Annotated in this window: 23 protein-coding genes and 1 tRNA gene; 15 read left to right on the forward strand and 9 right to left on the reverse strand. The window is 69.3% G+C overall.

The features are described from left to right. Positions 1-30: 30 nt before the first annotated feature. Positions 31-879: a hypothetical protein gene (locus tag FBZ83_RS26425; protein WP_145689797.1), complete on the forward strand. Its 849-nt coding sequence runs from the start codon at positions 31-33 to the stop codon at positions 877-879. A gap of 701 nt (positions 880-1,580) precedes the next feature. On the opposite strand, the gene FBZ83_RS26430 is transcribed toward FBZ83_RS26425, so the two are convergent. The 5 genes from FBZ83_RS26430 to FBZ83_RS26450 all read right to left on the reverse strand — a co-directional run bounded on the left by FBZ83_RS26430 (position 1,581) and on the right by FBZ83_RS26450 (position 8,706). Then, positions 1,581-1,655: transfer RNA gene (locus tag FBZ83_RS26430), tRNA-Gln, on the reverse strand. A 79-nt stretch (positions 1,656-1,734) separates the two neighbouring features. Continuing rightward, the gene (locus FBZ83_RS26435; RefSeq protein ID WP_145689798.1) at positions 1,735-3,834 is read right to left on the reverse strand and encodes a glutamine amidotransferase; all 2,100 of its coding nucleotides are present in this window, start codon (positions 3,832-3,834) and stop codon (positions 1,735-1,737) included. Beyond that, positions 3,831-6,581: a DUF4159 domain-containing protein gene (locus FBZ83_RS26440; protein ID WP_145689799.1), complete on the reverse strand. Its 2,751-nt coding sequence runs from the start codon at positions 6,579-6,581 to the stop codon at positions 3,831-3,833. Before FBZ83_RS26440 ends, FBZ83_RS26435 begins: the two co-directional genes overlap by 4 nt. 168 nt (positions 6,582-6,749) lie before the next feature. Next, positions 6,750-7,664: a DUF58 domain-containing protein gene (locus FBZ83_RS26445; RefSeq protein ID WP_145689800.1), complete on the reverse strand. Its 915-nt coding sequence runs from the start codon at positions 7,662-7,664 to the stop codon at positions 6,750-6,752. Positions 7,665-7,674: 10 nt separating this feature from the next. Beyond that, on the reverse strand, positions 7,675-8,706 hold the full coding sequence (locus FBZ83_RS26450) for an AAA family ATPase (RefSeq protein WP_200479883.1): 1,032 nt from the start codon (positions 8,704-8,706) through the stop codon (positions 7,675-7,677). A 188-nt stretch (positions 8,707-8,894) separates the two neighbouring features. Here FBZ83_RS26450 and FBZ83_RS26455 point away from each other — a divergent pair, with 188 nt between their 5' ends. From FBZ83_RS26455 to FBZ83_RS26470, 4 genes are read left to right on the forward strand one after another with little or no spacing between them, the layout of a single operon-like run. Then, complete coding sequence (locus FBZ83_RS26455; protein ID WP_145689801.1) at positions 8,895-9,479, forward strand: DUF1285 domain-containing protein; 585 nt, start codon at positions 8,895-8,897, stop codon at positions 9,477-9,479. Continuing rightward, entirely contained in the window at positions 9,476-10,162 is a 687-nt protein-coding gene (locus FBZ83_RS26460) for a CoA pyrophosphatase (RefSeq protein ID WP_145689802.1), read from the forward strand. Before FBZ83_RS26455 ends, FBZ83_RS26460 begins: the two co-directional genes overlap by 4 nt. A 13-nt stretch (positions 10,163-10,175) precedes the next feature. Further along, entirely contained in the window at positions 10,176-10,466 is a 291-nt protein-coding gene (locus tag FBZ83_RS26465) for a DUF6111 family protein (protein ID WP_145689803.1), read from the forward strand. 42 nt (positions 10,467-10,508) lie between these two features. Continuing rightward, complete coding sequence (locus FBZ83_RS26470) at positions 10,509-11,792, forward strand: CCA tRNA nucleotidyltransferase (RefSeq protein WP_145689804.1); 1,284 nt, start codon at positions 10,509-10,511, stop codon at positions 11,790-11,792. Positions 11,793-11,898: 106 nt separating this feature from the next. Here the strand turns inward: FBZ83_RS26470 and hemF are convergent, their stop codons facing one another. After that, on the reverse strand, positions 11,899-12,786 hold the full coding sequence (gene hemF / locus FBZ83_RS26475; RefSeq protein WP_186466199.1) for an oxygen-dependent coproporphyrinogen oxidase: 888 nt from the start codon (positions 12,784-12,786) through the stop codon (positions 11,899-11,901). A gap of 20 nt (positions 12,787-12,806) precedes the next feature. Further along, positions 12,807-13,292, reverse strand: coding sequence for a tRNA (cytidine(34)-2'-O)-methyltransferase (locus FBZ83_RS26480; RefSeq protein WP_145689805.1), 486 nt, complete (start codon positions 13,290-13,292; stop codon positions 12,807-12,809). A gap of 256 nt (positions 13,293-13,548) precedes the next feature. Here FBZ83_RS26480 and petA point away from each other — a divergent pair, with 256 nt between their 5' ends. The 4 genes from petA (at position 13,549) to FBZ83_RS26500 (ending at position 16,849) form a co-directional block, all read left to right on the forward strand. Then, positions 13,549-14,118 (forward strand): ubiquinol-cytochrome c reductase iron-sulfur subunit, encoded by a 570-nt coding sequence (petA, locus tag FBZ83_RS26485; protein WP_145679343.1) that lies wholly within the window; start codon positions 13,549-13,551, stop codon positions 14,116-14,118. 29 nt (positions 14,119-14,147) lie between these two features. Next, positions 14,148-15,416, forward strand: a complete 1,269-nt coding sequence (locus FBZ83_RS26490) for a cytochrome b (RefSeq protein WP_137105363.1) — start codon at positions 14,148-14,150, stop codon at positions 15,414-15,416. Further along, entirely contained in the window at positions 15,416-16,180 is a 765-nt protein-coding gene (locus FBZ83_RS26495) for a cytochrome c1 (RefSeq protein ID WP_035676897.1), read from the forward strand. Before FBZ83_RS26490 ends, FBZ83_RS26495 begins: the two co-directional genes overlap by 1 nt. A 117-nt stretch (positions 16,181-16,297) precedes the next feature. Further along, positions 16,298-16,849 carry a DUF924 family protein gene (locus FBZ83_RS26500; RefSeq protein WP_145689806.1) on the forward strand — a complete coding sequence of 184 codons (552 nt, stop codon included), beginning with the start codon at positions 16,298-16,300 and terminating at the stop codon, positions 16,847-16,849. On the opposite strand, the gene FBZ83_RS26505 is transcribed toward FBZ83_RS26500, so the two are convergent. Continuing rightward, positions 16,824-17,267 carry a response regulator gene (locus tag FBZ83_RS26505; RefSeq protein WP_247888486.1) on the reverse strand — a complete coding sequence of 148 codons (444 nt, stop codon included), beginning with the start codon at positions 17,265-17,267 and terminating at the stop codon, positions 16,824-16,826. The two genes, FBZ83_RS26500 and FBZ83_RS26505, sit on opposite strands and share 26 nt — an antisense overlap. 295 nt (positions 17,268-17,562) lie before the next feature. Here FBZ83_RS26505 and FBZ83_RS26510 point away from each other — a divergent pair, with 295 nt between their 5' ends. Next, positions 17,563-17,967, forward strand: a complete 405-nt coding sequence (locus FBZ83_RS26510; protein ID WP_145689807.1) for a DUF423 domain-containing protein — start codon at positions 17,563-17,565, stop codon at positions 17,965-17,967. 17 nt (positions 17,968-17,984) lie between these two features. On the opposite strand, the gene FBZ83_RS26515 is transcribed toward FBZ83_RS26510, so the two are convergent. After that, on the reverse strand, positions 17,985-18,344 hold the full coding sequence (locus tag FBZ83_RS26515; protein WP_145689808.1) for an ArsR/SmtB family transcription factor: 360 nt from the start codon (positions 18,342-18,344) through the stop codon (positions 17,985-17,987). Positions 18,345-18,629: 285 nt separating this feature from the next. Between FBZ83_RS26515 and FBZ83_RS26525 the strand changes: the two genes are divergently transcribed. The 5 genes from FBZ83_RS26525 to dxs all read left to right on the forward strand — a co-directional run bounded on the left by FBZ83_RS26525 (position 18,630) and on the right by dxs (position 23,192). Then, positions 18,630-18,857, forward strand: coding sequence for a sulfurtransferase TusA family protein (locus FBZ83_RS26525; RefSeq protein WP_137105360.1), 228 nt, complete (start codon positions 18,630-18,632; stop codon positions 18,855-18,857). A gap of 167 nt (positions 18,858-19,024) precedes the next feature. Further along, positions 19,025-19,954, forward strand: coding sequence for a histone deacetylase family protein (locus tag FBZ83_RS26530; RefSeq protein WP_145689810.1), 930 nt, complete (start codon positions 19,025-19,027; stop codon positions 19,952-19,954). A gap of 156 nt (positions 19,955-20,110) precedes the next feature. Then, on the forward strand, positions 20,111-20,365 hold the full coding sequence (locus tag FBZ83_RS26535; RefSeq protein ID WP_040134280.1) for an exodeoxyribonuclease VII small subunit: 255 nt from the start codon (positions 20,111-20,113) through the stop codon (positions 20,363-20,365). Positions 20,366-20,390: 25 nt separating this feature from the next. Continuing rightward, a complete protein-coding gene (locus FBZ83_RS26540; protein WP_051658404.1) occupies positions 20,391-21,257 on the forward strand; it encodes a polyprenyl synthetase family protein in 867 nt (288 codons plus the stop codon). 18 nt (positions 21,258-21,275) lie between these two features. Continuing rightward, a complete protein-coding gene (gene dxs, locus FBZ83_RS26545) occupies positions 21,276-23,192 on the forward strand; it encodes a 1-deoxy-D-xylulose-5-phosphate synthase (RefSeq protein ID WP_145689811.1) in 1,917 nt (638 codons plus the stop codon). The last annotated feature ends 162 nt before the right edge of the window (positions 23,193-23,354 follow it).

Here is a 23,354-nt window from a genome sequence, read left to right on the forward strand (position 1 = left end):
CGTGGTTGAGGTGAGGGAGGGGGACGAGGGATGGCGTGGGTATCGGCGTCTCGGGACGTCATAGGAGAACCGATCGTTGTCCGGTTCGATGGGCTGGATGCGGATCGGCACGAGATCGAGTTATCGGCTCTTGGCGAGTCCTTGAAAGGAATATCGCGGGTTGTTGGTGTCGCTGCCAATTTCGCCGCAACGGACAAATTCGTTCAGCACAAAGACGCCCTGTCGGTCCGTGTGATCACCCGCGCGCCAGAAGCCAAATGTTTTGAGGTCATGGTGTGGGTGAAATGGGCCGCGGAGCAGCCCTTAATTTCCGGGACACTAGCCACTCTCCTTGCGACTCTGATAACCTATATCATTGCCAGAGCCGCCAGACAGCGGGAAGAGATGAGGCAGCTACGCGGCGCGCTGGAAACAGCCATCAAGGAATTGGGCCACCGCGATCAGCCTGTTGTGGACAGGCTGCTGACTACCATCGACAAGATGGCGGAGGCGCTCAAGCCTGCTGTGAAGCAGGCCGTAGCTCCTGTTGGCGAGACGGCTGGGAGGCTGTCAATCGGCGACGCTGCTGGGCGGCAGGTTGCTGTGGTCGGGCCCGCTGAAAAGCAGGCCATTATGGCAGACGAGCCCATTGAGGTTACAGACGAACAGACGTATCACGTTCTCATCACAGAATTGGACATGGAAACCGGTGGGTGCAAAGTGGCACTTGCAGACGAGCCGGAGGCTCGCTATGCCGGAAAAATCACTGATCCGGCGTTCTCTATTCCAAATAATCCGTACGCGCTCGCCATGGCGGCTCGCCAACCAATATCGGTCAAGGGGAAAGCGACGATAAAGGACGGAGCAATCGACCGGCTTTTCATCAGCGACACCGCTTGACCAGCACGCGAAATCACGTCACCAGGGCGCCTTCGGGCGCCCTTCGCGTTTCCGGGCTAGGGCATCCATTCGATCTCGAACCGAACCCACCCCTTCATCCCACAATGGGCGCAGCGGAGAAGCGGCGCAAGTCGGCGCAGGTTCGCATCCGGCCCAGCGCTGGCAGCCATGGCAAATGGATCAGCCCTGGCCTTATGCTGACACGCCTCACAGACGACCGTTAGCGCGGCCACCGGGCGCACGAGGTCACGCAGACGGATCGTGTAGAAGGGCAGGACGGTTCCGTTGTTCTTGCTGCGTTCTCCCATGGCTGTGAGGATGGGGCTGCCATAGCCAGGGGTCAAGCGCCGCTCTGTCCATTCCCCATCCGAGGCTGAGCGGCGACAAAATAGCCCCGAGTCGTGACTGCGCCGGAGGGGATAGCCCCACCCCCATGCACCATACTGATGCAGCCGGCTTGTATGTGCCCGGCGCGGAGCAAGTTTATGTCAGCGACAATCGTCGCTCAAGCCGGAAGCCCGAGTCGTCTCCCTGGAACAAAAAATGAACGCGGGGTCGTCGCCGTGTTGCATCCACGTTGCACGGAATTTTTGGCAAGGCTTGTAAGCCGTTGATTTCTCAGTGAATCGGTTTGCAACCCCTTGCAACACAAAACCCCGCCGTTGGGCGGGGTTAAGTACCTGAATTCTCAGGGAATTAGGTGGCTGGGGCGCCAGGATTCGAACCTGGGAATGGCGGTACCAAAAACCGCTGCCTTACCGCTTGGCGACGCCCCAACCGAACGGCGCGATCAGCGCCGGAAGGGTCGGGACCATAAGCGGAAACCCGACCCGATTGCAACAGCTTCGTTGACCCTTACCGCCCCTCCCGACGCCACGCCATCAGCAGCGCGCCCAGCGCCAGCGCCAGCACCGCGGCCACCGGCAGCAACGGCACCTCGGACACCCCCGTCACCGTGAAATCGCCGTTGGCGCGCAGGCCGATCCAGTCGTTGCCGGTCTGCGCCCGGTCGGGGCGGGTGCGGCGCACGTCGATGCCGGGGCGCACGCCGCCCTCGGTGTCGGAAATCCAATGCACGCCGCCGCCGGTCTCCTCGGCGACGCCCGACAGGCGGTCGCCGGTGGAGCGCACGTCGGCCAGTTCCGGCGGGTTGACGGCGCCCACCACGGCCAGGGCGGTGCGCTCGCCGTCGGTGATGCGGTAGATGCCCGGCTCGCCGGCGACCACGGTGGCGCTGGCGCGGCCGGTGCGGTCCTCGGTCATCTCCAGAGTCCGGGTCTCGTCGGACGGGGTGGTGAGGGTGATGCTGCGCGGGTCGGGCTCCAGGGAGCGACGCTCCACCGTGATGCGGTTGCCGTCCACATGGGCGCGCAGGTCGTTCTCCTCCAGTTCCGGCTCCTTCATCAGCCAGTGGGCGAGACGGCGCAGAAGCTCGGCCTGCGGGCCGCCGCCCTCGAAGCCGCGGCTCCACAGCCACATCTGGTCGGACGCCAATTGCGCCACCCGGCCCTTGCCGACGCGGTCGAGGATCAGCAGCGGCCGGTCGTCGGCGCCGTTCATCACCACCGCGCCGTTGCCCGGCACGACCTCCACCTGATGGAACCAGCGGCCCCAGCTCGGCTCGCCGTCCGGGCGGTCGCCGGGCAGGCCGGCGGTCACCGGATGGCGGCGGCCGACCTCCGTCACGGTCGGCTTGAAGGGGCGGTCGATGGCCTGACCGGTCGGCTCCGCCGGCATCACCTGGCCCAGCGGCGTGCGGAACAGCGACAGCGGGGTGGCGTAGCCCTGGCCGGACGCCTCCAGCAGGGCGCCGCCCTTCTGCACGTACTCGGCTATGTTCTCCAGATACATCTGCGGCAGCACGCCGCGCCGGCGGTAGCGGTCGAAGATGATCAGGTCGAACTCGTCCAGCTTGATCTCGAAAAGCTCGCGGATCGGGAAGGCGATCAGCGACAGCTCGCGGATCGGCGTGCCGTCCTGCTTTTCCGGCGGGCGCAGGATGGTGAAGTGGACGAGATCGACCGACGGGTCGGCCTTCAGCAGGTTGCGCCACGTCCGCTCCCCGGCGTGCGGCTCGCCGGACACCAGCAGGACGCGCAGGCGGTCGCGCACCCCGTTCACCACCACGGCGGTGCGGTTGTTGGCGAGCGTCAGCTCCTGCCGCGCCGCCTCGACCTCCATCTCCAGCACGTTCTGGCCGCCGTGATTCACCGGCAGCTCCATGTGGAAGTCCTGGCCGACGGGCACGCGGATGGTGCGCGGCGGCCCGCCGTCCTGGCGCAGGGTCACCGCCGCGTCGGCCGACTGGCGGCGCGGCATGTCGTCGACCCGGATGGTCAGCTCCACCGGCTTGCCGACGAGGCCGTAGGCCGGCGCCTGGACGATGGCCAGACGGCGGTCGCCCTCGTCGCGGTTGCCGGTCAGCAGCGTGTGCACCGGGCCGATCTCGGCCAGCCGGGCGAGGTTCTCCGGGACGTCGTGGACCTGCCCGTCGGTGATCAGCACAGCCCCGGCCATGCGGCGGCGCGGCACGTCGGCCATGGCCCGGTTCAGCGCGTCGAACAGGTGCGTCTCGTTGATGGCGGAGGCGCCGGATTCCGCGTCCCCGGCGCGGACCACCCGCAGCTCGAGATCGTCGAAGGCCTTCAGCCGCTCGGTCAGGCGCTCCAGTTCAGCCTCGGCGCGGGCGCGGCGGTCGCCGATGTTCTGGCTGGGCGAGGCGTCGAGCACGACCACCGCCACGTCCTTGATCGGCTCCCGCTTCTCCTGCACCAGCGACGGGTTGATCAGGGCGAGCGCCAGCACCGCCACCGCCAGAGCGCGCAGCCAGACGCCGCGCGCCCGGCGGACGACGGCCAGCGCCAGGATCGCCAGCGCCACCACGAACAGCGGCACCAGGAAAATCCAGGGCAGCAGCGGCGCCAGAGCGATGGAGGTTCCGTCAAGCAGGGTCACTGGCCGAGCCTCTCAAGGATCGCGGGCACATGGACCTGATCGGCCTTGTAGTTGCCGGTCAGCGCGTACATGACGAGGTTGACGCCGAAGCGGTAGGCCATCTCGCGCTGCCGCTCCCCTCCGGGGACGACGGCGTAGAGCGGTTGGCCGTTGCGGTTCGCCGCCCAGGCGGCGGCCCAGTCGTTGCCGCCGATCAGGACCGGGGACACGCCGTCGTTGGCGCGGCCCTCGCGCGCTTCGATCCACAGATTGCCGCCGTTGTAGCGGCCGGGGAAGTCGTTCAGCAGGTAGAAGGACTTGGTCAGCACATGGTCGGGCGGCACCAGGGCCAGCGGCGGGATGTCCAGCCCCTGCACCATGCCCTGGAGCGCCTGGTTGCCGCCGACTGCCCCCGCCGACTGGTCGCGCGTGTCGAACAGGATGGTGCCGCCGTTGCGCATGTACTCGTTCAGCCGGGCGCGGGCGTGGTCGCTGAGCGCGCGTTGCCCGCCGGACACCGGCCAGTAGAGCAGGGGGTAGAAGGCCAGCTCGTCGCTTTCCGGATCGACGCCCACCGCCCCGGCGGCCTCCACCGCGGTGCGGCGGGTCAGCACGTCCACGAGGCTTTCCAGCCCGGCGCGCGAGGTGTCGTCCACCGCGCCGTTCCCGGTGCGCACATAGGCGAGGTAGGTCTCCGCCGTCACCTTGGTCGATTGCGCGTCGTCGGCACGGGCGGGGGACCAGGGCGTCGCGGCCATGGGGAGCGCCGCACCCAGCGTCAGCAGGACCGCCGCGGTGGCCCCGGCGCGGCGGCGCTTGCCGCCGAACCCCTTGCCGCCGAAGCGCCAGCCGCCGAGCAGGCCGCGCAGCATCAGGGCGATCAGCAGGTCGATCATGGCGAGCGACAGGGCGATGCCGAGCAGCGCCGGCTTCAGCGCCACCTCGCCCCGCGTGCCGTAGGGGCCGCGGGCGACGCCGCCGGGCATGGCGCCCAGCGGCTCGATCCGCGTCAGCGTGGCGGTCAGGTTGAGGGCGCGGCGGGCCTCCTCGGTGCCGTAAAAGCCCGGCGGGTGGCGCGGGCCGAGCACGTCGGCCCCGGCGTCCCCGGCGATGGGGAAGGCGGCGGCCGGCGGCGGCACCAGCCGGCCGAAGCCGTCCAGCACCTCCAGCGGCTCCAGCGTGCCGCCATGGGCGCCCCCGGCGACGCCGCCGCTCAGCGTCACCAGACGGCGCAGCATGTCGACGAACAGGCCGGACATCGGCAGGTTGGACCATTCCGGGCTGGCGGTGGTGTGGACGAGCACGATGTAGCCGTCTCCGCGCTTCTCCGAGGTGACCAGAGGGGTGCCGTCCTGGAGCCGCGCCCAGGTGCGGTCGGCGAGGTCCAGCGCCGGCTCGGCCAGCACCTGCCGCGAAACGGCGACGTCGTCGGGGATGTGCAGGCCGGCGAAGGGACTGCGGCCGTCGAAGGGCTGGAGCTTCGCCGGCTCCGACCAGGACAGGGCGCCGCCCAGCGCCCGGTCGCCCAGCCGCAGGCGCACCGGGACCAGACGGTCGGGATTCTGGGCCAGCCGCGGCCCGGCGAAGCGCAGCAGCACGCCGCCCTTGCGCACCCAGTCCTCGATGGTCTGGGCCTCCTGCCCGGTCAGGGCGCCGATGTCCGACAGGACGAGCACGGCGAGGTCGCGCTTGAGAAGCTCGTCCGGCTCGCCGCGGCGCACCTCGTTGTAAGGGGCCAGCGCCCGTTCCAGATAGTGCAGGTCGGACAGCAGCGGCTGGTTCTCGCCATTGGCGCGGCCCGAGGCCAATCCGACCGGGCGGCGGCGCCAGCGCTCGTCGAGCAGGACGGTGGCCCCGGCGGTGGTGTCGTTCTCCACGCGCAGGCTGGCGGCGTCGTTGCGCAACTCCGCCGGCACCTCGAAGCGCACCTCGCGGGTGAGCTGCCCGGCGTCGAAGGCGACGGGCTGGCGGGTCAGCAGGCGGCCGTCGGCCCCGGACAGGCGCACGGTGACGCTTTCCGGGCGGGAGGCATCGGCGCGCACCACGCGGGCCGTCAGACCGGCGCCCTCCGACGACGGCGGGAGCAGCAGGTGGGGTGGCTTCTCCGCGGAATCGTCGAGGATCTCCAAGGAGCCCATGCGCTGCAGCGTCTCGGCGAGGCCGCGGGCGGTGCGGTCGCCGATGCCGTCCGACAGCCAGACGGTGTGGGCGGAGCCGCGCGCGGCGAGGCCGCGCACCGCCTCAAGCGCGCTGGCGCGGTCGGTCGGCCAGGGGTGTGGCTCCAGCGCCTGGATCAGGCGGCGGGCTTCCGAGGCGGGCAGGGGCGGGCTGGCCTTCACCGCCTCGCCCCCGGCGGGACGGGCGGTCGGCAGCAGGACGACCGGGCGGTTCTGCCGCTCCGCCTGCGACACCAACTCCTCCATGGCGGCGCGGCGGCCCGTCCAGTCGCGGCCCGACGCCCAGCCGTTGTCGACCAGAAGCAGCAGCGGACCGCTGCCCGGAAGGGCAGCGCGCGGGTTCAGCAGCGGCCCGGCCAGCGCCAGGATCAGCAGCGCGGCGACGATCAGGCGCAGGATCAGCAGCCACAGCGGGGTGCGGGCGGGAGTCTCCTCGCGCGCCGTCAGGTCGCGCAGCAGCCGGATGGCGGGGAAGCGCACCACCCGCGGGGCCGGCGGTGTGACGCGCAGCAGCCACCACAACACCGGCAGGACGGCCAGGGCGGCCAGCACCCACGGAACGGCAAAGGCGATCGGTCCGAAACCCAGCATCGGCGTCTACGCTGTTGGAGGATGGGGAATGGCGGGCGAGGCGATTGCCCCCTCCCTAACCCTCCCCCGCTTCGCAGGGGAGGGGATTTTGCGTACTGGCCCTCCCCTGCGAAGCGGGGGAGGGAGGGACCCGCGAAGCGGGAGGGTGGTGCCAATACGCCGCCCCACCTAAACCGCCTCGCGCGCCAGGGCGCCCCACAGCCCGAGCAGGGCGGTCTGGGGCGGCCGGTCGGTGCGGTGGACGGCGTAGGTCCAGCCGGCGGTGCGGGCGAGCGCGTCCAAGCCGTCCTGGTGGGCGCGCAGCCGCTCCAGGTAGGTCTCGCGCACCGCCTCGACCCGCGGGACCAGCAATTCCTCCTCGCCCTCGAAGCCTTCGAACTCGACGCGGCCCTCGTAGGGCAAGGTCTCCTCCGCCGGGTCGAGGATCTGCAGCAGATGGCCGCGCACGCCGCGTCCGGTGAGCGCCGCCACGGTGGCGTGGATCTCCGGCAGCGGCGACAGCAGGTCGCCGACCAGGACCACCTGGGCGTGGCGCGGCAGCGGTTCGGGCCGCGGCAGCGCGTCGGGGGAATGGGCGTTGCGCGGGTCGGTCATCTGACCGGCCATGCGGTTGAGGGCGAACTTGCCATGGTCCGGGCGCTGGCCGGAGTTGAGCAGGCCCACCCGCTCGCCGCCGCGCACCAGCAGGACGGCGGTGGCGAGGGTCAGCAGGTCGGCGCGCTCCCGCTTGGTCGGCAAGCCGTTTACCGAGCGGTAGTCCATGGAGGGCGAGCGGTCGCGCCACAGCCAGACGGTCTGGGCTGCCTCCCACTCGTTCTCGCGCACATAGACGGGCTGAGTCTTGCCGGACTGCCGCCAGTCGATCATCTGCGGCGAATCGCCCGGTTGGTAGCGGCGGAACTGCCAGAAGGTCTCGCCCAGCCCGACGCGGCGCCGCCCGTGCACGCCCTGCGCCACCGTGGAGGCGACGCGCTCCGCCGCGACCAGAAGCGGCGGCAGGGTGGCGGCCAGCCCCTCCGCGCGCTGCTGTGCCCGCAGGGTGGTGGCGCCGAGGGCCCCACGGTCGGATGTCGAAGAGGCCATCGGCGGGTCCTTACGACAGCGGGGCGCAGAGGCGGTTGATGATGTCGTCCAGCGTGATCCCGTCCGCCCGCGCCGCGAAGTTCAGCGCCATGCGGTGGCGCAGCACGGGCTTCGCCAGGGCCACCACGTCGTCCAGCGACGGCGCCAGCCGCCCGTCCAGCACCGCGCGGGCGCGGGCGGCGAGCATCAGCGCCTGACTGGCGCGCGGGCCGGGGCCCCAGGCGACGTGGCGCTGCACCTCCGGCAGGTCGGTCGCCTCCGGACGGCCCCGCCGCACGAGGTCGAGGATGCCGTCGACGACGCCCTCACTGACCGGCACGCGGCGGACCAGCCGTTGCGCCACCTGGAGGTCGGCGGGGGAGAGCACCGTCACCGCCTGCTCGTCCAGTGAGCCGGTGGTGGCGATCATCATCCGCCGCTCGGCGTCGCGGTCCGGGTAATCGACGTCGATCTGCATCAGGAAGCGGTCGAGCTGGGCTTCCGGCAGCGGGTAAGTGCCCTCCTGCTCCAGCGGGTTCTGGGTGGCCAGCACGTGGAAGGGCTGGGGCAGGGCGTGGTACTGGCCGGCGACCGACACGCGCCGCTCCTGCATCGCCTGGAGCAGGGCGGACTGGGTGCGCGGGCTGGCGCGGTTGATCTCGTCGGCCATCAGGAGCTGGCTGAACACCGGCCCCGGAAGGAAGCGGAAGGAGCGGCGGCCCTGCTCGTTCTCCTCCAGCACCTCCGACCCCAGGATGTCGGCGGGCATCAGGTCGGGCGTGCACTGGATGCGCTTCTCGGCGAGGCCCAGCACGGTGCCCAACGTCTCGACCAGCCGCGTCTTGGCGAGGCCCGGCACGCCGATCAGCAGCACGTGGCCGCCGGCCAGGAGCGTGATGAGGGTGAGGTCGACGACCTCCTGCTGGCCGAAGATGATCCGGCCGATGCGGTCGCGGACGTGGGTCAGCCGGCCGCCCAGCGCCTCGATCTCCGCCATGAGCTGGTGCGGGTTCTCGCCGGCGGGAAAGCTCTGACTCGGGTTAGCGGCGTCGGTTGCGCTCACGTCTCTGCTCCCGTTAAGACCATGCACTCGGTGGGCAATCCTGTCCGCCCCATCATGACAGCGGGGGTCGAAACAGCCATCGTGGCAAATCCGCCAGTCCGGACCTATGTGACGAGTATGGCGAAATTACGTTGCGCGGCCAGTTCCCTCTGTGCCCCTCAGGCCCGAAAAAGACGAGAAGGCTAGCGATGAAGGTCGGCAATGACGGGGCGAATGACAAGCGCCCAAATGATACGCGCTCCGGCGGAGCGAGTGGCGACAGCCTCCCCCCCGCGCTGCCCCTGACCGCGCGGGAACAGCGGTTCGACATCCGCATCGCCCGCGACGGCACTTGGTTCCATGAGGGCGACCCGATCCGGCGGATCGAACTGGTCAAGCTGTTCGCCACCGTCCTGCGGCGGGACGAGGCCGGCGACTTCTGGTTGGTCACCCCGGTCGAACGCGGGCGGATCGTTGTCGAGGACACGCCGTTCGTCGCCGTGGAAATGGCCGCAAGCGGACATGGAGACGAACAGGTCCTGTCATTCCGTACAAATTTAGACGAATGGGTTGAATGCGGCCCCAATCATCCAATTCGGGTCGTCCACAATCCTGAAAATGGCGAGCCGACGCCCTATATCCTCATAAGAACCGGGCTCGAAGCGCGAATTCTCCGGCCGGTCTACTACGAATTGGTGGACCGGGCCGATACGCGCGGCCATGATGGTGAGGCTGAGGTGGGGGTATGGAGCAAGAAGGTCTTCTTCGCGCTGGGCAGGCTGCCTGGCGGGTGAGTCTCGATGAGGTCCGCAAGCGCTTTCCGGGAAGCGCCGCCGCCGATCTGCGCCCGGTCAAGGTGCGTGGCGACCATGATCTGAATCCCGGTTTCGAACCCTCGCAGGGCAAGCTGCGGGAGGCCGCCGTCCTGGTGCCGCTGGTCGACCGTCCGGAGGAGCTGACGGTCATCTTCACCCAGCGCACCGCCAACCTGACCGCCCATGCCGGGCAGATCAGCTTCCCCGGCGGGCGGATGGAGAGCGACGACCGCGACCCGGAGGACACCGCCCTGCGCGAGACCGAGGAGGAGATCGGGCTGGGGCGCGACCACATCGAGGTGCTGGGACGGCTCGACACCTATGTGACGCGCACCGGCTTCCGGGTGACTCCGGTGGTCGGGCTGGTGCGCCCGCCCTTCCAGGTGACTCCCGACCCGACCGAGGTGGCGGAGGTGTTCGAGGTGCCGCTGGCCGCCATCCTCGACCCGACCAACCCGCAGCGCCACAGCCGCGAATTCCAGGGCGCGCAACGCTATTTCTACGCCTTCCCTTACCAGCAGCGCTTCATCTGGGGGGCGACGGCGGGCATGCTGGTGAATCTCTGCGACGTCCTGCGCGCCGAGGGGCTGGGCGAGGGGCTGGGGTGCGACGGCCTGGGGACCGATCGCCGGGGCGACCGGCCCGCCGGCGGACCATCATAAGGCGGGCGGCGCGGTGCTGCGGATCTTCCTGACGGTCATCCTGCCGCTGGTCCTGCCCACGGCCGGTTACGCCCTGTATGTGCTGGTCGTCGAGCGCCGCCGCCGCGAGGCGGAGGAGGCGCACACCCCGGCGCCGTGGTGGGCGACGGCGCCCTGGCCCTGGCTGGTCTTCGCCGGGGTGGTGGCGATGGCGGTGACATTGGGCTCCGTCGCCCTGACCAGCGGGGTGGCGCCCCACACGCCCTACGCCCCGGCCCATGTCGAAGACGGGCGGGTGGTCGGCGGTGGGGCGTCTGGCAATTGAGCGTCTCTGGCAATTGAGTGCCTTGCGGGCTAGCCTGCCGCCATGACCGTCAACGCCCGCATCGCTCCCCAGCCCTGGATGACCGCGCCCGAGACGCGCGCCGTGTTCGACGCCCTGGCCGCCGGAGGGGCGGACGCCCGCTTCGTCGGCGGCTGCGTGCGCGATGCGTGGCTGGGCCGCAAGGTCAAGGACATCGACATCGCCACGCACGCGCCGCCGGAACGGGTGATGGCGCTGCTGAAGGCCACGGGCATCGGCGCCATCCCCACCGGGATCGAGCACGGCACCATCACCGCCGTGGTCGGGAAGGCCCATTACGAGATCACCACGCTGCGCCGCGACGTCGAGACCTTCGGGCGCCACGCCCGCGTCGAGTTCACCGACGACTGGCGGGAGGACGCGGCCCGGCGCGACCTGACCATGAACGCGCTGAGCTGCACGCTGGACGGCTGCGTCTACGACCCCTTCGGGGGGCTGGCGGACATGGCCGCCGGGCGGGTGCGCTTCGTCGGCGACCCGCGCCAGCGCATCGAGGAGGACGTGCTGCGCCTGCTGCGCTTCTTCCGCTTCCACGCCCATTACGGGCGCGGCGCGCCGGATGAGGCGGCGCTGGCCGCTTGCGCGGAGATGGCCCCCTGCCTGCCCACTTTGTCCGGGGAACGGGTGCGGGGCGAACTGTCCCGCCTGCTGGCGGCGCCCGACCCGGCGTCGGCCTGGGCGTTGATGATCCGGCTCGGCGTGATGGCGCACCTGTTGCCGGACGCCGTGCGCACCGCCCGGCTCGACGGTCTGGTGCGGCTGGAGCACGATCTGGACGAGCCGCCCGAGGCGGTGCGCCGCTTCGCCGCCGTGCTGGACGCCGATCGGGCGGGAGCGCTGGCCGTGGCGCATACTTTGCGCCTGTCCAACGCCGACCGCGATCGCCTCGCCGCCCTGACCGAGCCGCCGATGGCGGTAGCTCCCTACGATGGTCCGGTGAAGCGGCGGCAGGCGCTCTACCGGCTGGGCGACGCCGGACTGTACCGCGATCTCGTGCTGCTGGCGGCGGTGGACGCTCCCGGCCCGATGACGCTCGACGCGGTGAAGGCGGCGCTGGCGACCGCCGAGGATCTGCCGTCCCTGGTCCTTCCCATCGCCGGGCGCGACCTGCTGGCCATGGGGATGCCGCGGGGCCCGGCGGTGGGCGCGCTGCTGAAGCAGGTCGAGGCGTGGTGGATCGCCGAGGATTTCCGGCCGGGACGGGACGAGTGTTTGGCGGAGGCAAAAAGGCGGTTGGGCAAACCCTCTCCCGCCCCGGGAGAGGGTGCCCGCGCAGCGGGCGGGTGAGGGTGCCGGCAAAGATCAACGCACTATTCTCGGCGGTACCCTCACCCTCCCGCCGCTTTGCGGCGGGTCCCTCCCTCTCCCGGGGCGGGAGAGGGGATTATAAAGGTTACGGCCACTTCACCTCGGGCGGCATGCTCATGAGGATGGCCTCGGTGTTGCCGCCGGTCTTCAGGCCGAAGGTCGTCCCGCGGTCGTAAAGCAGGTTGAACTCGACGTAGCGGCCGCGGCGGATCAGCTGGTGCTCGCGCTGCTCCGGGGTCCAGGGCCGGTTCATGTGGCGGCGGACGAGGGCGGGGAAGACCTCCAGGAAGGCCAGCCCGACGTCGCGGGTGAAGGCGAAGTCGGCCTCCCAGGTCCCGGAATCCAGATTGTCGTAGAAGATGCCGCCGACGCCGCGCGCCTCGCCCCGGTGCGGCAGGAAGAAGTAGCGGTCGCACCACTCCTTGTAACGCGCGTAGCAGGTCGGGTCGTGGCGGTCGCAGGCGTCGCGGAAGGCGGCGTGGAAGTCGGCGGTGTCCCGATCGTCCGGCACCATCGGGGTCAGGTCGGCGCCGCCGCCGAACCAGCCGAGGCTGGTCACGATGTGGCGCGTGTTCATGTGGGTGGCCGGAACCAGGGGCGAGCGCATGTGCGCGACGAGGCTGATCCCCGACGCCCAGAACCGCCCGTCCTCCGCGGCACCGGGGATGTTGGCGCGGAACTCCGGGCTGAAGGTGCCATGCACCGTCGAGACGTTGACCCCCACCTTCTCGAACACGCGGCCGCGCATCACCGACATCACGCCGCCGCCGCCCTCGCCGCCGCCATGGTCGGGGCGCTGCCAGGGCTTGCGCTCGAAACGGCCCGCCGGCAGGTCGGCATGGGTGCCGGTCAGCTCGTCCTCGATCCGCTCGAACTCGGCGCAGATGCGGTCGCGCAGTTCGGCGAACCAAGCGCTGGCCTGGGCCTGACGGGCGGTTCTGATGTCCATGGCGTCGGTGGGGGAGGTGGTCATGGGCGGGCGTCCGGCGTCGGTCAGGGCGAAGGGTGGGGCAGGGGGGCGTGCAAGGGGCTCGGCCATGCGGCCGTCTGCCGCAGCGCTTCACCCAACACCATCGCGGCACTCAGCGCAACATTCAGCGACCGGGCAGGCGGCATCAGGGGGATGACCAGCCGGGCGTCGGCGGCCTCGTGCACCTCGTCGGGCACTCCGGCGCTCTCGCGACCGACCATGATCCGGTCGTCCGGGGCGAAGGCGAACCCGGTGTAGGGAACGGCGCCGCGGGTGGTCAGCAGCACCAGCCGCCCGGACTGCGGCAGTGCTTGGTAGGCCGCCCAGGAGCTGTGCCGGACCAAGGCCAGCTGGTCGATGTAGTCCATGCCGGCGCGCCGCAGCTTGCGGTCGTCCAGAACGAAGCCGCAGGGCTCGATCAAGTCCAGCGGCACCCCGAGTCCCGCCGCCAGACGCATCAGAGTCCCGGCGTTCTGGGGAATGTCCGGTTCGAAGAGAACGAGGCGCATGAAATTCCCTTTTGGTTCAGCGAAGTCTAATGGTGCACCGCAAAGCGCGACAAGTTGTCCCGATGACAAAACCTTTTCAAGGCGTTGCCGCGACTGTATACCGCACCCCGGATACCCGGGACATACAACCCCGGTCGACGCGGCGCGCACCCACCCACCCAGTGAGCGGACATGCCCGTCAAGTCGTGATAAACACTGGTCCACGTGTCATAGGGCGCTTCGGCGCGCCGCGTATGCCTTGAGGAGATTAACGCTTATGGCTCAGACCACGCATCCGCCCGGGACGGGTGGCCACGCGGCCTCCGGCGGCGAGGGGGCTTCCCGCCGTGATTTTCTCTACCTCGCCACCGGTGCCGTGGGTGCCATTGGTGTCGCGTCGGCCGTCTGGCCGTTCATCGACAGCATGAACCCGGCCGCCGACACCCTCGCGCTGGCTTCGATCGACGTGGATCTGGCCCCGGTCCAGGAAGGCCAGGCGATCACCGTCACCTGGCGCGGCAAGCCGGTCTTCGTCCGCCACCGCACCGCGAAGGAGATCGAGGAGGCCCGCACCGTCAACCTCGGCGACCTGCGCGACCCGGCCGCCGACGACGCCCGCGTCAAGAAGCCGGAATGGCTGATCGTCGTCGGCATCTGTACGCACTTGGGCTGCGTGCCGCTGGGCCAGAAGCCGACCGATCCGCGCGGCGACTACGACGGCTGGTTCTGCCCGTGCCACGGCTCGCACTACGACACCGCAGGGCGCATCCGCAAGGGTCCCGCCCCGGCCAACCTCGTCGTTCCGCAGTACGCTTTCACGAGCGACACCGCGGTCCGGCTCGGCTAAGCGGCCCTTAAGGTTCTGGAGACCCCAAGATGGCTCAGGCTCACGCCCCCCAGTTCAAAAATCCCGTCGTGAAGTGGATCGACAGCCGCCTGCCGATCTTCACGATGCTGGACCATGAGTACAACCAGTATCCGATGCCCCGGAACGTCAACTATCTGTGGGCGTTCGGTGCCATCGCCGGCATCATGCTGGTCATCATGATCGCCACCGGCCTCGTGCTGGCGATGCAGTATGCGGCCAACACGCACATCGCCTTCGAGTCGGTCGAGCGCATCATGCGCGACGTCAACTACGGCTGGCTGCTGCGCTACGTCCACGCCAACGGCGCGTCGATGTTCTTCATCGCCGTCTACATCCACATGTTCCGCGGTCTCTACTACGGCTCCTACAAGGCGCCGCGCGAGATCCTGTGGATCCTCGGCGTGTTCATCCTGCTGGCCATGATGGCGACCGCCTTCATGGGCTACGTGCTGCCGTGGGGCCAGATGAGCTTCTGGGGCGCCACCGTCATCACGAACCTGTTCTCGGCCTTCCCGCTGGTCGGCGACCCGATCGTGACCTGGCTGTGGGGCGGCTTCTCGGTCGACAACCCGACGCTGAACCGCTTCTTCGCGCTGCACTTCCTGCTGCCGTTCGTGCTGCTGGGTCTGGTCGTCCTCCACACCGCCGCCCTGCACGTCTCCGGCTCCAACAACCCGCTGGGCATCGACGCCAAGGGCCCGCAGGACACCGTGCCGTTCAACCCGTACGTCACGGTCAAGGACGGCTTCGCGGTCGTCGTGTTCCTGATCTTCTACGCGGGCTTCGTCTTCTTCGCCCCGAACTACCTCGGCCACCCGGACAACTACATCCCGGCCAACCCGCTGGTCACCCCGGCGCACATCGTTCCGGAATGGTACTTCCTGCCGTTCTACGCGATCCTGCGCGCGATCCCGGACAAGCTGGGCGGCGTGCTCGCCATGTTCGGCGCCATCGCGGTGCTGGCGGCCCTGCCGTGGCTCGACACCTCCAAGGTGCGCAGCTGCAAGTTCCGTCCGATCTACCGCCAGTTCTTCTGGATCCTGGCCATCGACGCCCTGGTTCTGGGCTACGCCGGCGCGATGCCCGCGGAAGGCGTGTGGCTGCTGGTCGCCCGCATCGGCACGGCCTACTACTTCTTCCATTTCCTGATCCTGCTGCCGCTGCTGGGCAAGCTGGAGCGTCCGCTGCCGCTCCCCGCCAGCATCTGCGAACCGGTTCTGAAGGGCGGTGGCCGCGTTGCCGCCGGCGCCCACGCCAAGCCCATGGAGAAGGCATAATGCGCTCTCTGAAGTCTGCCATCCTCTCCGCGGCCGTCGCCCTGGGTCTGGCCGGCGCCGCGCAGGCGTCGGAAGCGGTGCACATTCCCAAGCAGGAGTGGTCGCACAGCGGCGTGTTCGGCACCATCGACAAGGCCTCGGCGCAGCGCGGCTTCCAGATCTACAAGGAAGTCTGCTCGACCTGCCACTCGGCCAAGCTGGTCCCGATCCGCACGCTCGCCGGCATCGGCTTCAACGAGGACGAGCTGAAGGCGATCGCCGCCGGCTATGAGGTCCAGGCCGGTCCGAACGACGCGGGCGAGATGTTCATGCGTCCGGGCATCCCGGCCGACCGCTTCCCGTCGCCGTTCCCCAACGACAACGCCGCCCGCGCCGCCAACAACGGCGCCCTGCCGCCGGACCTGTCGCTGATGGCGAAGGCCCGCGTCGGCGGCGAGGACTACCTCTACGCCTTCCTGACCGGCTTCGAGGAGAACCCGCCGGAAGGCGTGACCCTGATGCCGGGCATGAACTACAACAAGTACTTCCCGGGTCATCAGGTGGGCATGCCCAACATCCTGATGCCGGACGGCGTGACCTACGCCGACGGCACCCCGGCGACGGTGCAGCAGCAGGCCCACGACATCAGCACCTTCCTGACCTTCATCGCCGAGCCGCACATGGATGCGCGCAAGCAGATGGGCGTGAAGGTGATCCTGTTCCTGATCGTGCTGGCCGGCCTGATGTACGCCACCAAGCGCAAGCTGTGGAGCACCCTGCACTGAGCCGTGTCCCGGCCCGGTGTGGATGATTGAAGACTGGACAGGGCGCCTTCGGGCGCCCTGTTCTTTTGTGGCCGAGGCTTTTACCGACGACCCCATTTCCAGGCGAAGGTGGTGCAGATGACCGACAGTCTGATCGACGAGATCGTGGATTTCTGGTTCGACGAGGCGACGAAGCCCTACTGGTTCCGCCAGTCCGACAGCTTCGACCGGGCGGTGCGCGACACGCTGCTTCCCCATCACGAGGCGGCGGCGGCGGGCCGCTACGATCACTGGCTGGAGGATGTGGACGGTTGCCTGGCTCTTTGCGTCCTGCTGGACCAGGTGCCGCGCAACGTCTTCCGCGGTTCCCCGCGGGCCTTCGCGACCGACGGCAAGGCGCTGGCGGTGGCCCGCCACGTGGTGGAGCAGGGCTACGACCTGGAATGCAGCGGGGACGAGCGGATCTTCCTTTACCTGCCGTTCGAGCATCAGGAGGACATGGATTGCCAGGATCTGTCCTGCACCCTGTTCCGGGAGCGGGTCGGCGATCCGGAGGTCGTGGATTACGCCGAGCGCCACCGCGCGGTCATCGCGCGCTTCGGCCGCTTCCCGCACCGCAACGCCGCGCTTGGCCGCGCGACGACGCCGGAGGAGGAGGCGTTTCTCAAGGAACCAGGCTCGTCCTTCTGACGGCCCCGCCATCCTGGACCCGCGGCTCCAGCCAGCGCTTCAGCGCGGCCAGCAGCTCGGGACGGCGCACGGGCTTGGGCACATAGTCGTTCATGCCGGCGGACACGCAGCGCTCGCGGTCCTCGGCGAAGCCGTGGGCGGTGACCGCGATGATCGGCACTCCGGCGCGGGGGCCGGTCAGCGCCCGGATCGCCCGGGTCGCGGCGATGCCATCCACCTCGGGCATGGCGACGTCCATCAGCACGGCGTCGTAGGGCGTTTGCGCCGTGGCGACGGTGGCGATGGCCTCCGCCCCGCCGTCGGCGGTGTCCACGGTGAAGCCGGCCTTGCGCATCAGCGCCGCCGTCAGCAGCCGGTTGGTCGGGCTGTCGTCCACCACCAGCAGGCGGCCGCCGTGCGCCATGGACCAGGCGATCAACCGGTCCTCCGCGGGCGAAAGCCGCAAGGACGAGGAGCCCGACGCGGCGCTCGGTGCCGGCCCGGTGTCGGAGGACTCGTCCGACGGTCGGTGCAAAATGGTGTGGTCCACGACGAGCCTTTGGCATTTTGCAATTCAATTTGCGCCGGACCGCCGCAGACTCTCGGTTTCCCGAGGGGATAAGATGGCCGGCAGGCTCAACCAAGCAAGCAACGGGCCAGTTGGTTACGAGATCGAACTTTTCCCGCCACCCGCGATCGGGGGAATGCGGGAACGCCAGCGTGGAGAGGTTATGATGGGATTGGTTGATCGGCTCTGGGTGGCGTTCGCGGCCCTGAACGGTGCGGTTGCGGTGGGTGCCGGCGCTTATGCCAGCCACGGGCTGGCCGGCGATCCGCGCGCGCAGGAGCTGTTCCGGTTGGCCGGACAGTATCAGATGTGGCACGCGCTGGCCCTGGTCGCCCTGGTCGCTCTGCTGCGCACCGCCGATGGCCCGGCGCGCCTGGCGCTGCGCCTGTCGGGCTGGCTGTTCGTGGCGGGAATTCTGCTCTTCAGCGGAACGCTCTACGCGACCGCCACCAGCGGCCCGCTGCCCTTCGCCATGACCGCCCCGACCGGCGGCAGCGCCTTCATCGTGGGCTGGCTGGTGCTGGCCCTGGCGGTTCTGCTGTTCGGGCGGCGCTTCCTCGGGCGGGTCTGAAACGAGAAGGGCGGCGCTCAGGCCGGGGCGCTGCTCGTTTCCTCGGCGGAGGTCGGCGACCCCTCGTCCTTCTTGCGGGTGACGGGTGCGCAGAACAGCTCATGGAGAGTCGCCATGATGGTCTGCGCCTCGTGACCGTTCAGCGAATAATAGATGTTCTGGGCGGCGCGGCGCGTCCGCACCAGCTTGTCGCGGCGCAGGCGCGCCAGATGCTGGGACAGGGCCGATTGGCTGAGGTCGACCAGCTCCTCCAACTCGCCGACCGACTTCTCGCCTTCGGTCAGGTAGCACAGGATGAGCAGGCGGCGCTCGTTGCTCATGGCTTTGAGCAGCGTGCTGGCCCGCCGTGCGTTGCTCTGCAGATCGGCAATGTTCATGAAACGACCGTTTCTGTCGGCGCCAAGCAACAGCGAACCGTTGCGCCCAACCCTTGCGCCGCAGCACCGCCGTTTATCGTTCGTGTTCAATCATATGGAAGAGTGTACCGCGCTGTCTACCCGTGGATGTCCCGTAGTCGAAAGAATGTTCCCCGTTCCGTGAAATCACCGTTCGTCGGGTTGGCGACCTTCAACGGGTTGAAGCCGCGCGCGCCGCCGTTCTAGACTCGCCGCCTCGAATCGTTGCGGCGGTGCCCAAAGGCGCCCAAAGGAGTGCAAGGAACGATGGCCGACCAGACGCTCGACGCCAAGGGGCTGCAATGCCCGTTGCCGGTGCTGCGCGCGCGCAAGGCGCTGAAGACGGTGCCGCCCGGATCGACGCTGACCGTCGAGGCGACCGACCCCAGCGCGCCCAAGGATTTCGCCGCCTTCTGCGAAGCCACCGGCAACCGGCTGGCCTCCAGCGTGGAGGAGGGGGGCGTCTACCGCTTCGTGATCGAACGCTGCGCTTGACGTCGCGCAAAGAGGACACGCCTGCACGCCCGCCGCGAAAAAGGGGTGGGGACGGCGGTTGGGGGATGTGACGATAAGCCCCGCAATCATCCTGTACTTTCATTAGCGATCCGGGAAGAATGGGTGCAGGGAAATGCCTCGAACACGAACGAAAAAGACAGAAAAGCATGTTCACCACCCTGTTCACCCACGCCGCCTGCCTGGACCACGACACAGGGCTGGGCCATCCGGAGTGCGCCGACCGGCTTCGTGCGGTTCTGGCGGCTCTTGAGACCGAAGAATTCTACATGCTCGAACGGCAGGAGGCGCCGCTCGCCACCCTTGAGCAGCTGTCGCGCGCACACCCGCGGGAACATGTCGAGCGTATCCTCGCCCTGGTGCCGGAGCTGGAGCATGCGGGAATCGACGCGGACACGGTGATGTCTCCAGGTTCGGGCGAGGCCGCGCTGCGCGCCGCCGGCGCGGTGGTCGCGGCGGTGGACGCGGTGGCGTCGGGCCATTCGCGCAACGCCTTCTGCGCCGTGCGCCCGCCGGGGCATCACGCCGAATACGAAAAGGCCATGGGCTTCTGTCTGTTCAACAACGCCGCGGTCGGCGCCTATCACGCGCGGGCGGCGCACGGGCTGCAGCGGGTGGCGGTGATGGATTTCGACGTCCACCACGGCAACGGCACGCAGGACATCTTCCAGCGCGACCCGGACCTGCTCTACTGCTCGACCCATCAGTCGCCGCTCTATCCCGGCACGGGCGACGCGGGGGAGAAGGGCGAGTATGGCAACTGCGTCAACGCGCCGCTCGCCGCCATGTCCGGCTCGCCGGAGTTCCGGCACGCGATGACCCACATCATCCTGCCGGCCATCGACCATTTCAAACCGGACCTGCTGATCATCTCGGCCGGGTTCGACGCCCATTCGCGCGACCCGCTGGCCGGGCTTCACCTGACCGACGACGACTTCGCCTGGGCCACGCGCAAGCTGGGCGATCTGGCCCGCACCCATTGCGGGGCGCGCATCGTGTCGGTGCTGGAGGGCGGCTACAACCTGCGCGCCCTGGCCACGGCCACCGCGGCGCACGTGCGCGAATTGATGTATTGCTGAGCTTTCTGATTCTCCCGGCCGATTCTTCCGGCTAGGCCCGTGGTGGGAGCGTGATACGCCCGCCGCGGGCCTTGCGCATTTGGGGGCTGAGCCATAATTTCGGTTTTCGGTCCCATCGCGGGCACCCCATCGTATGGATCATTCGCCGGATGGATCATGGCTGACGCAGCTCACATACCCCCCGACATCGCCGCCCTCAGCTTCGAGGACGCGCTGGCCGAGCTGGAGCGCATCGTGCGCCAGCTCGAAGACGGGCGCGGCAAGCTCGACGACGCGATCTCCTCCTACGAGCGCGGCACCGCGCTGAAGCGGCATTGCGAGGCGAAGCTGCGCGAGGCCCAGGCCAAGATCGACCGCATCACCGTTGCCGCCGACGGCACCCTCGGCACCGAACCCGCCCGGATCGACTGACGTGCAGACCGACCTCAAGACAGCCATGGCCGACATGGCGGCGGATGTGGAGCGTGCGATCCTGCACCTCCTGCCGACGACCGACCTTCCCGAATCGCGTGTGCTGGAGGCGATGCGCTACGGCTGCCTGAACGGCGGCAAGCGTCTGCGCCCCTTCCTGGTGTGCCAGTCCGCGGCGCTGTTCGGCGTCAACCCGGACTGCGCGCTGCGCGTCGCCGTGGCGGTGGAGTTCGTCCACAGCTACTCGCTGGTCCACGACGACCTGCCGGCGATGGACGACGGCGATCTGCGCCGCGGACAGCCGACCGTGCACCGCAAGTTCGACGAGGCGACGGCGATCCTGGCCGGCGACGGGCTGCTGACCTACGCCTTCGAGGTGCTGGCCGACCCGGCGACCCACGAAGACCCGAACGTGCGCTGCCAGCTCGTGGCGGCGCTGGCCAAGGCGGCCGGGCCGCACGGCATGGTCGGCGGCCAGATGCTCGACCTGATCGCCGAGCATGAGACCTTCGACCTCGGCACGACGACGCGGCTCCAGCGCATGAAGACCGGCGACATGATCGCCTTTTCCTGCGAGGCCGGCGGCATCCTGGGCAAGGCCCCGCCGCCGCAGCGCCTTGCGCTGCGCGCCTACGCCCACGACCTCGGGCTGGCCTTCCAGATCGTCGACGACCTGCTGGACATCGAGGGGACGGAAGCCGAGACCGGCAAGTCGGTCGGTCGCGACGCGCAGGCCGGAAAGGCGACCTTCGTGTCCATCCTCGGGCAGGACCGTGCCCGCTCGCAGGCCGCCATGCTGGCCGTCCAGGCCAAGGCGCACCTGGAGATCTTCGACGGGCGCGCCGATATCCTCAAAGCGGTCGCCGACTTCGTCGTCGCGCGGCGGACCTGAACGGAGGACGTTTCCAACGTGACCCTCAACGACAAGACGCCGCTTCTCGACCTCGTCCGCACCCCCGCCGACCTGCGCGCGCTCAAGCCCGAGCAGCTCCGGCAGGTGGCCGACGAGCTGCGGACCGAGACCATCAGCGCGGTGTCGGTGACCGGCGGTCATCTGGGCGCCGGGCTGGGGGTGGTCGAGCTGACCGTCGCCCTGCATTACGTGTTCCAGACCCCCGCCGACCGGCTGATCTGGGACGTCGGGCATCAGTGCTACCCGCACAAGATCCTGACCGGGCGCCGCGACCGCATCCGCACCCTGCGCACCGGCGGCGGCCTGTCGGGCTTCACCAACCGGTCGGAGAGCGAGTACGACCCGTTCGGTGCCGGCCACAGCTCCACCTCCATCTCGGCGGGGCTGGGCATGGCGGTGGCGCGCGACCAGCTGGGCCGCGACAACCATGTGGTCGCCGTGATCGGCGACGGCGCGATGAGCGCCGGCATGGCCTACGAGGCGATGAACAACGCCGGCTCGGCGAACAGCAAGCTGATCGTCATCCTCAACGACAACGACATGTCCATCGCGCCGCCGGTCGGCGCGATGAGCGCGTACCTGTCGCGGCTGATCTCGTCGAAGCCCTATCTCAGCCTGCGCCATCTGGCCAAGGACATCGCGGAGCAGCTGCCGCGTCCGCTGCGCACGGCGGCGCGCCGGGCGGAGGAATACGCCCGCGGCATGGTCACCGGCGGCACGCTGTTCGAGGAGATGGGGTTCTACTACATCGGCCCGATCGACGGGCACAATCTGGACCACCTGCTGCCGGTCCTGCAGAACGTGCGCGACGCCGACGACCATAAGCCGGTCCTGATCCACGTCGTCACCAAGAAGGGCAAGGGCTACGGCCCCGCCGAGGCTTCGGCCGACAAGCTGCACGCGGTCGCCAAGTTCGACGTCGTCACCGGCGCCCAGTCCAAGCCCAAGTCCAACGCCCCGACCTACACCCGCGTCTTCGCCAATGCCCTGATCGCCGAGGCGGAGCGCGACCCCAGCGTGCTCGGCATCACCGCGGCCATGCCCTCGGGCACCGGGCTCGACCTGTTCGGGCAGCGCTTCCCAGACCGCTGCTTCGACGTCGGCATCGCCGAGCAGCACGCGGTGACCTTCGCCGCCGGGCTGGCGACCGAGGGCTTCAAGCCCTTCTGCGCGATCTATTCGACCTTCCTGCAGCGCGCCTACGACCAGGTGGTGCACGACGTGGTGCTGCAGCGCCTGCCGGTGCGTTTCGCGCTCGACCGCGCCGGTCTGGTCGGGGCGGACGGGGCGACCCACGCGGGGGCCTTCGACGTGGCCTATCTCGGCTGCCTGCCCGACATCGTGCTGATGGCGGCGGCGGACGAGCTGGAGCTGATGCACATGGTGGCGACCAGCGCCGCCATCGACGACCGCGCCTCGGCGCTGCGCTACCCGCGCGGCGAGGGGGTGGGGCTGGAGCTGCCGGAGCGCGGCGAGGTTCTGCCCATCGGCAAGGGCCGCATCCTCCAGGAAGGCACCAAGGTCGCGATCCTCAGCTACGGCACGCGTCTGGCCGAGGCGCGCAAGGCGGCGGCGGAACTTGGTGCCCGCGGCCTGTCGACGACGGTGGCCGACGCGCGCTTCGCCAAGCCGCTGGACGAGGAACTGGTGCGCCGTCTGGCGTTGGAGCATGAGGTGCTGATCACCATCGAGGAGGGCTCGGTCGGCGGCTTCGGCAGCTTCGTGCTGCAGCATCTGGCGATGGCCGGCCTGCTGGACGGCGGGCTGAAGATCCGCCCGATGGTCCTGCCCGATCGCTTCCTCGACCATGACAGCCCGGCCAAGCAGTATGAGGACGCCGGTCTCGCCGCGCGCCACATCGTCGCCACGGCGCTGCAGGCTCTGGGGATCGAGGCAACGGCGGTGCGGGCCTGAGTCCGTAGGAAAAGCGTCGCCGCCCGGCCCTGACTCCAACCCTGGACGAAGGAGCTAATGCCATTAGCCTAAGGTTGGGCGAGGCGCTTTCTCTGGTGCGGATGGGACCGCTGTCTTACAATTCGAAAACAATAGATAATTAACGTATCCGGCGGGACTGGG

Source organism: Azospirillum brasilense (assembly GCF_007827815.1).
GTDB classification, from domain to species: Bacteria; Pseudomonadota; Alphaproteobacteria; order Azospirillales; family Azospirillaceae; genus Azospirillum; species Azospirillum brasilense_C.